This is a genomic window from Clostridium aestuarii (assembly GCF_026735135.1).
GTDB classification, from domain to species: Bacteria; Bacillota; Clostridia; order Clostridiales; family Clostridiaceae; genus Clostridium_H; species Clostridium_H aestuarii.
Genome location: NZ_JAPQER010000004.1, coordinates 103,678 through 120,234 on the forward strand (window position 1 = coordinate 103,678; position 16,557 = coordinate 120,234).

Here is a 16,557-nt window from a genome sequence, read left to right on the forward strand (position 1 = left end):
TGGAATGGATAGTTGACAATTAATTTTTTGTTATTGTAAAATTAAAATTATATTTTTTAAAAGGAGGAATTATAGTGCGAATAGGCATTGATTTAGGAGGTACAAATATAGCATTTGGATTGGTGAATGAAGAAGGGCGTATTATTTACAAAAAACAAGTAAAGACTGAAGTATATAAGGGAGAAAAAAATATTGTAGAAAAGATGGTTTCTGCTATAAATGAAATATTAGAGAATAATTCTTTAACATTAGATCAAATTAAATCTATAGGAATTGGTGTTCCAGGAGTTGTAGATTATGATAATGGGATAGTTAAGGAATGTGTTAATTTGAATTGGAAGGAAGTTAATTTAAGAGAGTTAATTAAAAACAAAATAAATAAAAGTGTTTTATTAGAAAATGATGCTAATGCAGCTGCTGTTGGTGAATATTTGTGTGGAAGCATGAAAGGTGCAGTAAATTCAATTTTAATTACTCTTGGTACTGGAGTTGGTGGAGGATTAATATTAAATAACAAATTATTTAGAGGTTCGAATGGAGCTGCACTAGAAATTGGGCATATTATCATAGGAGAAAATTTCTATAATTGTTCCTGTGGTAACAATGGATGCTTTGAAACTTTTGCATCAGCTACAGCTATAATTAAATACGCTCAGAAGCTTATTAAAGAAGGTAACAAAAGCATAATCATGGAAATGGTAAATAATGATGTAGATAAAATTGATGCTAAAGTAGTTTTTGATGCTGCTAGAGAAGATGATTTAGTTGCAAATAAGGTTATAGACAGGTTTGTTAAGTATTTAGCTAAAGGTATAAATAGTATTATTAATTTTTTAGATGTAGATTCAATTGCTATTGGTGGTGGAGTAAGTGCTGCTGAAGAAATGTTTTTGCCAAAATTAAAAGAAGAAATTATGAATAATAAATTATTTAAAAGTATGCCATTATGTGAAATTAAAAAGACAGTACTAGGAAATGATGCAGGCATTATAGGAGCAGCTATGCTAGATAGAATATAAGTTCAGTTGAGAATTGAGAGTGGATAATTGACAGTTAGGGAAACAATTAAGCATAGCTTGATTGTTAAATTTGTAATTGCAGATAGCTGCAATGTGCGTAAATAGCTTTGATGTGTATAAAATGTTCAAATATTCAAAAAATATATCTGCTTTACATTGATTTTGTGAAGGGTAAATGTTAAAATTTTTATTAGGCAAACGTTTGCAAAGACTATTATAGTTGAGAATTAAAAGTGGAGAGTTAAATAGGTAGCGTTGATGTTCCAAATTGTAGTTTTGTATTACCAAAACAACCTTCAATATCTACTGTCCTTTCTTAACTCTCAACTGAATTTAAAGGGAGTGATAATATGAGTAATAAAAAGTATCCTTCAGTTGCATATTTTTGTATGGAATATGGACTTGAATCTGATTTCAAAATTTATGCTGGTGGATTAGGAATTCTTGCTGGGGATTATTTAAAGGGTGCAAAAGATATGAATGTACCAATTACAGGAATAGGACTTAAGTGGAAACAAGGATATACTGATCAAGTTATAGGTGAAGATGGAAAACCATATGACTCATATCACAATTATGAATATGATTTTCTTGAAGATACGGGAATTAAGGTTACTGTTAAAATAAGAAATAGATATGTTGTGTGTAAGGTTTGGAAGACTGAAAAATTTGGGAATAATCCATTATATCTTTTAGATACAGATATAGAGGAAAATAATGGGGAAGATAGATGGATTACTGGACAATTGTATGGGTGGTTTAAAGAAGAAAGAATAGCTCAAGAAATAGTACTTGGAATTGGTGGAGTTAAACTTTTAAGAAAATTAGGACTTGAAGTAGATGTTTACCATTTTAATGAAGGTCATGCAGTATTGGCTGCATTAGAATTAATAAAAGAAAAGATGCAAAACAAATATTCTTTTGAAGATGCCTGGAAAAAAACTCGTGAGGAAGTTGTATTTACAACACATACACCTATAGTTCAAGGAAATGAAGCACATGATTTAGAAGCCTTAGAGTATATGGGAGCTTTTAATGGATTAAATAAAGAACAAATGATTAGACTTGGTGGGAATCCATTTAATATGACTGTAGCTGCATTAAGACTTTCTAGAAAATCTAATGCAGTAGCACAATTGCATGCTAAAACTGCAAATGAAATGTGGAAAACAACATCAAATAGAAGTGAAATAGTTGGTATAACAAATGCAATTCATGTACCTACATGGATAGATAGTCGAGTTACAAATGCCTTTGAAAAAGGGGACGAATTGTTGAACGTCCATAATGAAATTAAGAAAGAACTAATCGGTTTTATTGAAAAAAGAGTAGGAACTAGGCTTAATGCAGATAAGCTTCTAATAGGGTTTTCAAGAAGAGCAGCACCTTATAAGAGAAGTGATTTCATTTTTAGAGATTTGAATATAATTGAGCCATTACTTAAAAGTGGAGATGTGCAAGTTGTATTTTCAGGGAAAGCACACCCCTTAGATGATACTGGAAAAGGAATAGTATCACATTTAGTAAATATGATGAAAAAATATCCAAATAGTGTTGTATTCCTAGAAAGCTATGATATGAATATTGGAAGAATGCTTACAAGAGGTGCTGATATATGGCTTAATAATCCAAGAAGACCTTTAGAAGCTAGTGGTACATCTGGAATGAAGGCGGCTATGAATGGAGTACTAAATTGTTCAATTTTAGATGGATGGTGGCCAGAAGCTTGCATAGATGGTGTTAATGGATGGCAGTTCGGTGATGGATTTGAAAGTGATGATGTAAAATCTGTAGATGAGCATGATCTTAAAGCACTATATGATGTGCTTATAAACAAAGTTATTCCGACGTATTATAATGCTAAAGACAAATGGGAAAATATGATGAAGAAAAGTATAGAAACTACTAGAAATTTCTTTGGTACGGAAAGAATGATTGAAGAATACTATAAAAAATTATATACTAAGTAAGTATTGAAAAATAACAGTAAAATATTTTACTAATGAAAAATTATAAAATAAAAAATATGGTAGGGTGATTTATTATGGTAACTATTAAAGAAATTGCTAAAGAAGCTGGGGTATCACCGTCAACGGTTTCTAGAGTAATATCAGATGATTCTAGAATTAGTGAAGAAACTAAGAAAAAAGTTAGAAAAATTATGAAAGAAATGGACTATCACCCTAATGTTATAGCTAGGAGTTTGGTTTCTAAAGCTACAAAAACTATAGGGGTTATAATGCCATATTCTACAGAAAAAGCATTTACTAATCCTTTTTTTCCTGAGGTGTTGAGGGGAATTGCAAAAGCTGCAAATAGTTATGGATATTTCTTATTACTATCAAGTGGGGATACAGAAAAAGAACAAATAGATTCTATTAATTCACTTGTTAGAGGTAGTAGAGTTGATGGTGTAGTAATAACATACTCCAAGGAAAATGACCCTATTATAGAGGAACTAAAGAAAATGAAAGTACCTTTTTCTATGATTGGAAGACCAGTAAAAACAGAAAATATAAATTATGTAGATAATGATAATGTGAAAGCAGGATATAATGCAGTTAAATATCTTATAGATAAGGGACATAGAAAAATTGGACTTATTCTAGGAGTGTTAAACCTCACAGTTTCTGCTGATAGATATGAAGGATATAAAAAGGCTCTTGAAGAGAATAATTTGGTTATGGATAAAGAAATCATAATATCCAATGAATTTGTACAAGAAGGCGGATATGAAAGTATGAAAACAATACTTAAGTCTTCTCAAAGACCTACTGCAGTTATGGTTACAGATGATGTAATGGCTTTTGGAGCAATGAGGGCTGTTAGTGAATTAGGATATAGGATTCCTAAGGATATATCTATAATAAGTTTTAATAATACGCAACCTCTTTGTGAATTTTGTATTCCACCTTTAACATCTACGGAGATTAATCCTTATGAGCTAGGGTTTTCAGCTACTAAAATTTTACTTGAAGATATTAAAGGAGAAAGAAAAGTAGGCAAAGAAATTATAGACACAAAAATAATCTATAGAGAATCAGTATGTGAAAGTCATGTATAAATTTAACTATTTTGAAAAATAATGAAGTCTTGACACAAAGAATGAATAGGTTTACAATAAAGTTAACAATTATTATTGCAAACGATTGCACGGATAATTATTTTTTTAAGCAGTATTTTCAAAATATTCATTAATTTCTTTAAAAATGTTATTCCAACGTTTGCATAAACGTATAAAAGTAGGGGGGATTAATATGAGTAAAAATTTAAAAAAAGTTGTTTCATTAGCATGTACTACGATTTTAGCAACTAGTTTATTTGTAGGATGCGGTAGTAAAACTAATACTGCAGGCGATAACAAAAAAGAAGGAGCTAAAACAGAAAAGAAAGTAGAACTCGCATTTTGGGAGCAGGATAATGCTGAAGGACAGAAGGCTATGGATAAAGTTATAGCTAAGTTTACCCAAGAGAATCCAAACATAAAGATTAATAGAAGTCATTATGAAACTGAAGATTTAAGAAAGAATTATACTAATGCTGCGATGTCTGGAAAAGGACCTGAAATTGTTTTTGGTCCAAATGATAACTTAGGTGTTTTTGTAACAGCAGGATTAATTCAACCTATTGATAAGTTTTTAGGTGAAGATTTTATGAAAGAATTTGATTCTAAAGCATTAGCAGCAGCAAAATATCAAGGAGCGCAATATATGCTTCCAGACAGAAATGGTAATGAATTGTTACTAATATATAATAAAAAATTTGTATCTGAAGCACCAAAAACTTGGGAAGAGCTAGAACAAGTAGGAAAGAAGATTCAAAAGGATGGAAAAGCACAATATGTAGTTGCATTTAATGAAGTTGAACCATTCTTCACAGTACCATTTTTAAAAGCATTTGGTGGTGAAGTGTTTGATGATACAAATGCAGAATCTCCAAAGCCAACTTTGAATACAGAAGCTATTAAACAGTGGTCACAATTTTTAAATAGAATACATGAAGAAAAAGTTATCCCTAAAGAAGCTGATTATGATGTGGCATTGAATTTATTTAAAGAAGGCAAGGCTCCATTCCTTATTAATGGACCATGGTGTTTTGGTGATTTAGATAAGGCTAACATTGAGTATGGTATTCTACCTATACCAAGTATAAATGGAAAAGATTGTGCAGCATATTCAGCAGTTAAAGGATATACAGTATCAAAAGAGATAAATGATGAAAAGAAAGAGGCTGTTAAAAAGTTTATAATGTTTATGAATAACAAAGAAAATCAATTAGTAATGGTTGATGGACACAAACAGTTACCTACTAACTTAGAAGCAATTAAGGATCCTAAAATTACTGATGACCCTATGATTGCTCAACAAAAACCAGTATTGGATAAATGTATTCCAATGCCAATAATTCCTCAGATGAGAGCTATATGGGATGCAATGAAGCCTGCACAACAAGAAATACTTGCAGGAAAGATAAAACCTGAGGATGTTCCAGCAAAAATGCAGAAAAAAGCTGAAGAAGGAATAAAAGCGTTAGGATTTTAAATAAATACAAACTTAAGGAGGAATTAATTTCCTCCTTTTTCTAAAAAAAAGGAGGTAATAGATGATGCAAGTAAATCCTAAGGCATTAAAGAAAAAAACTAAAGCCGGTAACTATAATTTAGCACAAACTAAATGGACACCTCTATGGTTTTTATTACCGGCAATTCTAATAATGGCAATAATAATACTATATCCTTTGTTTTATGAAATTAAGTTGTCTTTTCAAAATGTAACTTTAATGAACTTAACAAGTGGAAAATATCCAACAGTTGGTTTTGATAACTATATTCAGATTTTTACGGATAAATTATTTTATACAACTTTACTTAGAACTGTAATTTGGACAGTTGTAAATGTATTTTTTCATGTGAGTTTTGGGTTGTTTCTAGCTATTTTACTTAATAGAAAACTTCCAGGAAAAGGACTTTTAAGAATTATTTTAATATTACCATGGGCTATTCCACAGTACATTGCTGCGCTTACATGGAAGGGTATGTTTAATGTAGAATATGGTGCGGTAAATAATATTTTAATACATCTATTTGGAAATAATGCAGCAGTTTCATGGTTATCAGATCCACATTGGTCATTTATTGCATGTATTATATGTAATATATGGCTTGGGATACCATTTATGATGATGATTTCGTTAGGTGGTTTACAAAGCATACCAAATGAACTTTATGAAGCAGCAGATATTGATGGTGCAACTTCTTGGCAGAAATTTAAGAATATAACGTTACCTTTATTAAAACCAGTTTTAACACCTGCAATTGTATTAGGTACAGTTTGGACTTTTAATATGGTAAATGTAATTTATATTATAACCAGTGGAGCAGCTTCAGAAGAAGCACAAATACTTGTAACATTAGTTTACAAAAAAGCTTTTGAGTATTATAGATATGGATATGCAGCTGCATTTTCAGTAATTATTTTCCTAATATTATTATCATTTAGTTCATTCTTTATTAGAGCACAAAAATTAGAGGATTAGAGGTGGAAATATGAGAAAAAATGATTATTTTGAAAGAAATGATTCTGTTGGGAAGATAACACTTATATATGTTATTTTAATTATTGGATGTATATTAAGTCTTTATCCAGTTTTAAATATACTATCAATAGCTTTAAGACCGGGAAATAGTATATTTTCAAGTTCTCTTAAAATAATTCCTGATGGTGCTACTTTTGAAAATTTCAAACAAGCTTTTATAAAATATGATTTACTTGAATGGCTAATTCATAGTCTTATAGTTTCAGGTTGTGCAGCGTTGTTTAGTGTTATAGTTTCTATTACAGCAGCATATGCTTTTTCAAGATTTGAATTTAGAGGCAGGAAAATGGGTATGTCACTTTTACTTGTTACACAAATGTTTCCAGCTACAATGATGTTATTGCCTTTATATATAATGTTAATAAAATTAGGACTTACGAATAGATATATAGGATTAATAATAGTATATGTTTCTACATCAATTCCATTTAACATTTGGATGTTAAAGGGGTATTTTGATACAATACCTAAATCTTTAGAAGAAAGTGCTTATGTTGATGGTGCATCTATTATGACTGCTTTTTATAAGATAATCTTACCGTTAGCTAAACCATCTGTAGCATTAACTGCATTATTTTCATTTATGGCAGGATGGTCTGAATATATAGTTGCGAGAGTTATTATTAATGATTCAGGTAAATTAACGCTTCCTGTAGGACTTGTAAATATGCAGGGTCAATTTTCTACAGACTGGGGAATTTATTCGGCAGCAGCATTAATTACAGCTATTCCAGTTATGATATTATTTGTAGCTCTTTCTAAATATCTTGTCGGTGGTTTAACTGTTGGAAGTGTTAAAGGATAACTTGATAGAAGCGTTCTAAGTAAAGAAATTAAGGAGTGAAGATAATGGCTGAATTAAAATTAAAGAATATTCAAAAGATGTATTCAAATGGATTTCATGCAGTAAAGGATTTATCTATAGATATTGAAGATAAGGAATTTATAGTTTTAGTTGGTCCATCAGGTTGTGGAAAATCTACAAGTCTTAGGATGATTGCAGGACTAGAAGAAATTTCTTCTGGTGAGATGTATATAGGAGATAAGCTTGTAAATGATATGGCGCCAAAAGATAGAGATATTGCTATGGTGTTTCAAAACTATGCTTTATATCCTCACATGACTGTCTTTGATAATATGGCTTTTGGATTAGCTCTTAGAAAAAAACCTAAAGCAGAAATTAAAGAAAAAGTTTCAGAAGCTGCAAAAATATTAGGTATAGAAAATTTGTTAGAAAGAAAACCTAAACAGCTTTCAGGGGGACAAAGACAGAGAGTGGCTTTAGGACGCGCTATAGTAAGGGAACCTAAGGTATTCTTAATGGATGAACCTCTTTCAAACTTAGATGCTAAATTAAGAGTTCAAATGAGAGCAGAAATAAGTAAGCTTCATCAAAAATTACAAACTACTTTTATTTATGTAACACATGATCAAACAGAAGCTATGACTATGGGAACAAGAATAGTTGTTATGAAGGATGGAATAGTACAGCAAATAGATGATCCACAAACTATATATCAGCATCCATCTAATTTATTTGTTGCTTCTTTTATAGGTTCTCCACAAATGAATTTTGTTGATTGTGAAATAAAAGAAGAAGACGGTAATTTATATGCACAGTTTAATGAGCGCAAGGTAGAAATACCTAAAGAAAAGGCTGGGGTTTTGAAAGAAAATAATTATATAAACAAAAATGTTGTTCTTGGCATAAGGCCAGAAGGAATTTATGTGAAAAATGAAGATACTGCAGATAGTATTAAAGCTGAGGTTGAGGTTACAGAAATGCTGGGTTCTGAAACATATTTATATTTAAATATGTATGGAAACAATATAACAGCAGTAGTAGATCCAAGTGTGAAAGTATCAATTGGAAACACTATAAACCTTGCATTTAGTAGTGATAAAATACACTTATTTGATAAGGAAACGGAAAAAGCTATATTCTAAATAGGAGGACACAATATGCTAATACACAAAAAATCATTTAACGCAAAGTTTGAAAATATTGATTTTATAAAAAACTATAAGGGATTAGAAAAAGAAGCGAACTTAATTAGAATTTATTTTGAAGATGGAAAAATTGAAGTCACTTATTTTGAAAATGATATAGTTAAAATTTTTATAGGAGAAACTTTTGAAGAGAGCAAAGGTACTGCAGCTGTAACTAAGTCATTAGATGAAAAAGAAGTAGAATGTAGTGAAGATGAAAAAATAATTCGTATTATAGGGGATAAGATTGATACTATTGTAAATAAAGAAAATTTAAAGATATCTTTTATTGATAAGAAGAATAACGTGATTTGTCAGGATTACCGTTCAGCAGGAAGAAGAGATAATAATATTTTTGTTTCAAAAGCAAACGATTGCATAGCTTATTACGGATTTGGTGAAAAAGGTGGAAGCTTAAATAAAAAAGGGTGTTATTTAGAGAATTATAATACAGACAATTCAGAAACTAGTGATGACGCTGTGTTTTTTTATAAGACAATACCATTTTATATTGGAACAAGGGAAAACTCTGTTTATGGAATATACTTCGATAATAGTTTTAGAAGTTATTTTGATATGGGAAAAAGTAATAAAGAAAGAATGTTTTTTGGTGCTGTAGATGGTCAACTTCAGTATTATTTTGTACCAGGTGAAGATATTAAAGAAGTAGTTAAAAATTACACTATGCTTACAGGTACAATGGATATGCCTCCTATGTGGTCATTAGGATATCAGCAGTGTAGGTATAGTTATTATTCACAGCAAGAAGTTGAAGAATTAGCAGATACTTTTAGAAAAAAAGAAATTCCATGCGATACTATATATTTAGATATTGATTATATGGATAAATATAAAGTGATGACATTTAATCCAGAAAAATTTAGCAATCCTAAAAAGATGATTGAGAAATTAGATGATAATGGATTTAATATTGTTACTATAGTAGATCCTGGTGTTAAGGTAGATGCGGATTATGATGTATATGAAAATGGATTAAAGGGAAACCACTATGTTAAAAAAGCAGATGGAGAGGTTTTTGAAGGAGAAGTTTGGCCTGGAATAAGTGCTTTCCCTGATTTTTCGAATGTTCAAGCAAGAGAATGGTGGAAGAGGGAGCTTAAAAAATTCATATCTACAGGAATAAGAGGGTTGTGGAATGATATGAATGAGCCAGCTTTATTTGATAATGACTATAAGACAATACCGGATACGTGTATTCATGATTCTGACTATGGAGTTATGGAACATGCTCAGTTCCATAATTTATACGGTATGTTTATGAATAAATGTGCAAAAGAAGCGCAAGAAGAGCTAAGAGAAAATACTAGATCTTTTTCTATGACAAGGGCTACTTTTGCAGGAGGACAAAGATATTCATCTATATGGACAGGAGATAATCATAGTAAATGGGAAGATATGAGAATGTCCATAGAAATGAATTGTAATTTAGGTTTATCAGGATTTGCTTTTGTAGGCAATGATGTGGGAGGGTTTATAGGAGATTGTACGGAAGAACTGTTTATTAGATGGATGGAATTAGGAACGTTTTTACCTATTTTCAGAAATCATTCTGCTGATTTTACAAGAAGACAGGAACCATGGAGTTTTGGAACGAGAGCAGAAGCAATAGCTAAAAAAGCTATTAAATTAAGATATAGACTTATGCCTTATATTTATAATCAATATTATAAGGCACATAAAGAAGGGCAGCCTATACTAAGACCTATGATAATGGAATATCCTAAGGATATAAATGTAGTAGATATGTATTCGCAGTTTATGTTTGGAGATGATATGCTTATTGCACCAGTTTTATATGAAGGAAATAGAGAAAAATTAGTATATCTTCCAAAAGGTAAATGGTACGATTACTTTACACATAAAGAATTTGAAGGTGGAAGATTTTATAGTATAAAAGTTTCACTAGAACAAATAGCAGTGTTTGTTAAAGAGGGTTCTATAATACCTGTTTATGAAGATAACTATAATTATATAGGAGAAAAAGAGCAGCCAGTTACTTTAGAAATATTCAAAGGTAAAGGGAAAATACATTTCTATGAAGATGATGGAATAAGCTTTGATTATAAAAGAGATATGTATAATTTATATGAAATAACTGCTGTTAATGATGATGAAGATAGTAAAAATGAAATTGCAATTGAATTAATTCATAAGGGATTGAATAAGAAAGAAGATTTTAAAATAAAATATATAAAATAAATGTGTTTTGAAATTTAGTTGCTTACGCTGAATTAAGGAGAGAAATTAAGCATGACAGAGAAAGAAAAAATGGTTGCAGGAGAGTTATATAGTCCATCAGACAAAGAGTTATTTGAGGATAGAGAAAGAGCAAAGAAAATGTGTAAACAGTTTAATGATATGGAACCTGATGAATATGATAAAAGAGTATCTTTATTAAAAAAATTGTTTCAAACAGAAAAAGAATGTTATATAGAACCTAGCTTTTATTGTGATTATGGATACAACATAAAATTGGGTGAAAAATTTTACGCAAATCATAATTGTGTAATATTAGATGTAAATACAGTTACAATTGGTGACAATGTAATGTTTGGTCCTAACGTACAAGTTTATACTGCCACTCATCCAATTAATTCTCAACAAAGAAATTCTGGAAAAGAAATGGGATATCCAATTAAGATTGGACATAATGTTTGGGTTGGTGGAGGCGCTATTATTTGTCCTGGAATAACTATAGGTGATAATGTTGTAGTAGGAGCGGGAAGTGTTGTAACTAAAGATATTCCAGATAATGTTATAGTTGGCGGTAATCCAGCCAAAGTTATTAAACAATTAAAAAATTAAAATTTCATATTAAAATAAGATGGAACAGTTAAAATTGAACTGTTCTTTTTTTATATTAAAAATGGTGATTGTAGACAACTGGTTAATTAAGGTTAAGTAGTCAAAGTTATATTATGCAGTATGTATAATTAGTTTTACATATCATAGAATTATAAGAAAAAGTAAGAAAAAAGAAGGAATATGACAAAATATATCGAAAATATATTATAAAGTTGTTCCTAATTAATATACATAAGATTATTAGGGGCTAGGTGGCAGAAATATATTTAAATTATGGAACATTAGTTACTAGCGTATTTTAATATAAGGATGAATTTGATTTAAAATAAGAATAAAAATTATATATGATGATAATAGCAAATTTATTGAAAAATAAAGACGCAAAGACATGGGTCTAAGGTACATAAAGTACTATGATTGCCAGTTTGCCAAAACATATATTAATAAATATTAAATTAGGTTGTTTAATATATAATAATATAAATGATGTTAGGTAAAAATGGCTGTGATTCATAAGTCATTTTTATTTTTTGAAAAAATTGATTGTTCCATATAAAGAGGAGGGGGTATGTAAAAAAATATTATAAAAATAAACATAAGAACAAATTAAAAAATCACTAAAGAAAAGGAGAAATAGGAATGCTTAGAATATTTAAAAATTTAAATATTGGCAGTAAATTGTATACAGGATTTGGTGTAATAGTAGCAATTTTATTAATTTTATCTACAACATTTTATATTAATCTTTCTAGTTTTTATCAAGCAAATGATTGGAATAAACATACTTATGAAGTAATAATGAGTTTACAGAATATGCAGACTAGCATGATAGATATGGAAACAGGACAACGTGGTTTTGCAATTACAGGAGATGAAAGCTTCTTAGAACCTTTTAATAAAGGAAAATCTGATTTCAGTGATAGCTGGACAAGTGTAAAAGAATTAACATCAGATAATCCTAAACAACAAGAAATATTAGATACAATAAAAACAAGTCAGGGAAAATGGCTTGCTATAGCAGAGTCACATATTAACAATCGAGGAAAAGTTGAAAATGGGATGTTGTCTATAGAAGATATTGTAAAAGAAGAGAAGCTTGCTGAAGGTAAAAAGTACATGGACAAAATACGTGAATATATTTCAGAAAGTAAAGAAATAGAAACAAATCTTTTGATACAAAGAGGAAGCAAATCAGAAACACTAAAAGATAATACAAACATAATTATAGTAGTTGGAACACTCGTTGCAGCTATATTAGCTGTAATAATTTCTATACTAATTACTAAAAGTATTGTATACCCAATTAATCAAACTTCAACAATGTTAAAAGATATTGCTGAAGGAGAAGGTGATTTAACAAAAAGGCTTGAAATTCTGTCTAATGATGAAGTGGGGGGACTAGCGTGTCAATTTAACAATTTTATAGAAAAATTGTATGATATAATTGCAAATGTAAAAGAAAGTGCAAATATTACAACAGAAAATGCTAAGTCTATAGCGAAAGCAACAGAGGAAACAAACGCTTCTATTAATGATGTAGCTAAAACAATTGAAGAGTTGGCTAGCAGTGCTACAGATCAAGCACAGGAAGCTAATAATAGTTCTGAAAAAATAGTGAAATTTGGAAATGAAATTACTACAGTTACTCAAGCTGCAAATTTAATAAAGGCATTTACAGGTGATGTACAAAAAGTAGGTAAAGAAGGATTAGATGATATTAATGATTTAAGTATCAAGTTTAATCAAAATAATGAAATTACACAGTTATTAAACGACAGTGTAGAAAGCTTAGATACTAAGTCAACTTCAGTTAATATAATAACGAACGCTATCAAAACAGTAGCAGATCAAACTAATCTTTTAGCACTTAATGCAGCGATAGAAGCAGCTAGAGCAGGAGATGCAGGAAAGGGGTTTGCTGTTGTAGCAGAAGAAATACGAAAACTTGCCGAACAAACTACAGATTCAACCCAAGAAATAGAAACTATTATCAATGATATTCAAAAAGAAATTTCAAACACAAAGAATAATGTAGAGCAGAATAATTCAATTTTTGAGGAAAGCACAAGATCGTTTAAGAAAACTGCCAGTGCTTTTGATAAAATTGTTATGAAATTAGAAAAAGTAGTTAAGGAAATTGATAAATTATCTAATAGTATTAATAATGTTGATACTGAAAAGCAACTGATTATTAGTAATATGGAAAGCATAGCAACTATTGCTCAATCTTCGGCAGCTGCAACAGAGGAAGTTTCTGCTGCAGTAGAGGAACAAGCAGTAACCATTGCAAACATGGCTGAAACAGCTGCAGATTTAAGGAATATAGCGGATAAATTAGAATTAGAAATGAACAAATTCAAACTTTAGGTTAGTTTGTTTAATATAAAGTTTAAAATATATAAAATCGTTACATAAAACAAGGAAATATATTATTGATTAACTAAGTATGTAAAAATATTATAATAAAACTTAAATATAAAATATCGTACTGAACTTTTCAGTACGATATTTTTAATTAACTAGCGTTTCCTTGTAGGGTTTGTTCTGACGTTTCTTTTTCATATTCATGTAAAATATTTTGATCTTTAGCCATGTATCTTGCAACTTTTGGTGCTAAAAAGACGGTTGGCAAAAGAATAATAGAAACTGGAACAGCTGTTACAACAATGAAAGATTGTAATGAAGAAATACTCTCTTCGCCAATGGAAAGAAGTACTGCAGCAACAAATCCCATTACAATAGCCCAAAATACACGAAGACCAGCTGGAGGATTTCCATCTCCAGTAATAGCTATGGAAATAGTATAAGCCATAGAGTCTCCAGTTGTAGCTACAAAAGAAATTGTTACAAAAAGAAATGCTGCTGCCATTAGTGTTCCCATAGGTAATTGTTTAGTAATTGCAATCATTGCTGCTGGCATTCCTGAGGTGTTTAAAGCTTCAGAAATACAACCGGGTTTTTGGAGTTCATAAAAAATGCCTGAACCACCTATAACGGTGAACCAAAAGAATGTAGTGGTTTATATTTGGGTACAGTATGCTTATTGCACCAGTTTTATATGAAGGTGGACGATTTTATAGTATAAAAGTTTCACTAGAACAAATAGCAGTGTTTGTTAAAGAGGGTTCTATAATACCTGTTTATGAAGATAACTATAATTATATAGGAGAAAAAGAGCAGCCAGTTACTTTAGAAATATTCAAAGGTAAAGGGAAAATACATTGCTATGAAGATGATGGAATAAGCTTTGATTATAAAAGAGATATGTATAATTTATATGAGATAAGTGCTGTTAATGATGATAAAGATAGTAAAAATGAAATTGCAATTGAATTAATTCATAAGGGATTGAATAAGAAAGAAGACTTTAAAATAAAGTATATAAAATAATATGCCTGCGTATACTGCAGATAATTGCAATTACGGATTTAAGATAAGTAGCGATTAATATAGCTGCTTATCTTTTGTTTAGGAAGAAATAAACTAAGTTTAACTTTCAAAGTAATATTTTTCACAATTTCACATATTCTTATGATAATTCTATGATATTTATTTTATAAAATATAAACAACAGTTAGGAAAGATAATTTAATCAGAATATCGGAGGAAATAAAAATGAAAAAAAGTTTAAAAGTTATAGTTCTTTCAGCAGTTATAATATCGACTTTAACAACAATAAGTTTTGCAAATCCAGCTTCAAAAACAGATGCAGGAAATAAGTTAAAGAAAGAAAAAGTTGAATTTAAACAATTTACTAAGGAAGAGAAAATAAAAGAGTTAGAAGAAAGTATAAAGAAATTGGAAAAAGAATATAAAAAAGGTTTAATATCAAAAGAGAAATATAATGAAATGCTTGAAAATGTGAAAAATAGAAAAGATAGATTATCTAAACTAGATAATTTAAGAAAACAAAAATATGAAATTAAACAACTTATTAAGGAAAAAAGAATAAAAAAAATAGAAGAAAGTATAAAAAAGTTAGAGAAAGAATATAAAGAAGGTTTAATATCAAAAGAAAAATACGATGAAAAGAAATCAAATTTTAATAAAAGGCTTGAAAAAGTAAAAAATAGAAAAAATAAATTATCTAAAGTAGACAATTCAAAAAATCAAAACAATGAAACTGAACAAGTTACTAAAGAAGAGATAATAAATCAGTTAAAACAAAATATAAGAAAATTAGAAGAAAAATATAAAGCAGGATTAATATCAAAGGAAATATATGAGGAAAAAAGAGCAAATTTTGATGACCAACTTTCAAATATATGTGAACTGAATGAAATTACAGCGGATAATCTCAACAGCTATAAAGTTGGTATGAATGTAGCTTCAATTAATGTGAATGGTGAAAACAGAAGATTTAAGTTTTATGTCCCTGAAAATTTACCAAATGAGGGTGTTTCCTTACTATTCAGATTTCATGGTTCAGTGTCTACTTCACAAGATCCTATTGGTTCAATAACTAAAAATTATATACTAAATCAGATTGCAAATAATGAAAATATTATAGCAGTATATCCAGTAGGAAATATACAAGAAACAACGTTTAATTGGACTGATACTGAAAAAAACTTAGCTTTTTTTGATGAAATGGTAAAAATTTTTGAAAAAACATTTGATAATATAGATTCTAATAGGATATATACATGTGGTCATTCTAGTGGAGCAATATTTTCATTTACTTTAGCGGGATTTAGAGAAGACAAAATTGCAGCAGCAGTTCCAGTTTCAGGACAATACAACCTAACTAAGACTCTAGAAAAGAGTACCTTTATAGGTAATGATGTGTCTGTTCCTATTAGAGCTTATAATGGAACAAAGGATGAAATTGTGAATCACCAAGGAGCCTATAATAATATGTGTGTTTGGTCAGAAAAAGAAAATAAAGGTAGTTCTTTTAATATTGAAAAGAGTTATATGAATATAGGTGACTACAATGTTGATGTTAAAAAATGGGATAAAGGATTGTCAGATTTAGAAATGTATTCAATACAAGATGAGGGACATGGAATCTCTTGGAATACTATTGCGCAGTCAATGTGGGAATTTATGAAAAATCATCCAAAGAATAAATAGCTATAATAGAAATACATAAAGAGTATAAATAAATATTATGTTAAAATATAAG

Annotated in this window: 12 protein-coding genes, 1 pseudogene and 1 riboswitch; of the genes and pseudogenes, 12 read left to right on the top strand and 1 reads right to left on the bottom strand. The window is 29.5% G+C overall.

All coding sequences use genetic code 11. The features are described 5' to 3' along the window. Window positions 1-74 precede the first annotated feature (74 nt). From OW763_RS10995 to OW763_RS11040, 10 genes are all read left to right on the top strand, one after another. On the top strand, window positions 75-1,019 hold the full coding sequence (locus OW763_RS10995) for an ROK family protein (protein ID WP_268041190.1): 945 nt from the start codon (window positions 75-77) through the stop codon (window positions 1,017-1,019). A 350-nt stretch (window positions 1,020-1,369) separates the two neighbouring features. Continuing rightward, the gene (gene glgP, locus OW763_RS11000; RefSeq protein WP_268041191.1) at window positions 1,370-2,989 is read left to right on the top strand and encodes an alpha-glucan family phosphorylase; all 1,620 of its coding nucleotides are present in this window, start codon (window positions 1,370-1,372) and stop codon (window positions 2,987-2,989) included. A 74-nt stretch (window positions 2,990-3,063) separates the two neighbouring features. Continuing rightward, entirely contained in the window at window positions 3,064-4,083 is a 1,020-nt protein-coding gene (locus OW763_RS11005; protein ID WP_268041192.1) for a LacI family DNA-binding transcriptional regulator, read from the top strand. A 193-nt stretch (window positions 4,084-4,276) separates the two neighbouring features. Further along, window positions 4,277-5,560, top strand: a complete 1,284-nt coding sequence (locus OW763_RS11010) for a sugar ABC transporter substrate-binding protein (protein WP_268041193.1) — start codon at window positions 4,277-4,279, stop codon at window positions 5,558-5,560. 61 nt (window positions 5,561-5,621) lie between these two features. Continuing rightward, window positions 5,622-6,554, top strand: coding sequence for a carbohydrate ABC transporter permease (locus tag OW763_RS11015; protein WP_268041195.1), 933 nt, complete (start codon window positions 5,622-5,624; stop codon window positions 6,552-6,554). Window positions 6,555-6,564: 10 nt separating this feature from the next. Continuing rightward, window positions 6,565-7,419: a sugar ABC transporter permease gene (locus OW763_RS11020; RefSeq protein WP_268041196.1), complete on the top strand. Its 855-nt coding sequence runs from the start codon at window positions 6,565-6,567 to the stop codon at window positions 7,417-7,419. 44 nt (window positions 7,420-7,463) lie between these two features. Then, on the top strand, window positions 7,464-8,561 hold the full coding sequence (locus OW763_RS11025) for an ABC transporter ATP-binding protein (protein ID WP_268041197.1): 1,098 nt from the start codon (window positions 7,464-7,466) through the stop codon (window positions 8,559-8,561). A 15-nt stretch (window positions 8,562-8,576) separates the two neighbouring features. Beyond that, a complete protein-coding gene (locus OW763_RS11030) occupies window positions 8,577-10,823 on the top strand; it encodes a glycoside hydrolase family 31 protein (protein ID WP_268041198.1) in 2,247 nt (748 codons plus the stop codon). Between the two features lie 51 nt (window positions 10,824-10,874). Further along, window positions 10,875-11,429, top strand: coding sequence for a sugar O-acetyltransferase (locus OW763_RS11035; protein ID WP_268041199.1), 555 nt, complete (start codon window positions 10,875-10,877; stop codon window positions 11,427-11,429). Window positions 11,430-11,774: 345 nt separating this feature from the next. Further along, window positions 11,775-11,862: riboswitch (cyclic di-GMP riboswitch) on the top strand. Between the two features lie 206 nt (window positions 11,863-12,068). Next, window positions 12,069-13,796, top strand: coding sequence for a methyl-accepting chemotaxis protein (locus OW763_RS11040; protein WP_268041200.1), 1,728 nt, complete (start codon window positions 12,069-12,071; stop codon window positions 13,794-13,796). Window positions 13,797-13,944: 148 nt separating this feature from the next. Here the strand turns inward: OW763_RS11040 and OW763_RS11045 are convergent. Beyond that, window positions 13,945-14,433 (bottom strand): annotated as a pseudogene (locus tag OW763_RS11045) (BCCT family transporter); the annotation flags it as partial. A gap of 32 nt (window positions 14,434-14,465) precedes the next feature. On the opposite strand from OW763_RS11045, the gene OW763_RS11050 reads away from it, so the two are divergent. Both OW763_RS11050 and OW763_RS11055 read left to right on the top strand, forming a co-directional pair. Next, a complete protein-coding gene (locus tag OW763_RS11050; protein WP_268041201.1) occupies window positions 14,466-14,819 on the top strand; it encodes a DUF5110 domain-containing protein in 354 nt (117 codons plus the stop codon). Window positions 14,820-15,044: 225 nt separating this feature from the next. Continuing rightward, on the top strand, window positions 15,045-16,505 hold the full coding sequence (locus OW763_RS11055; protein WP_268041202.1) for a hypothetical protein: 1,461 nt from the start codon (window positions 15,045-15,047) through the stop codon (window positions 16,503-16,505). Window positions 16,506-16,557 lie beyond the last annotated feature (52 nt).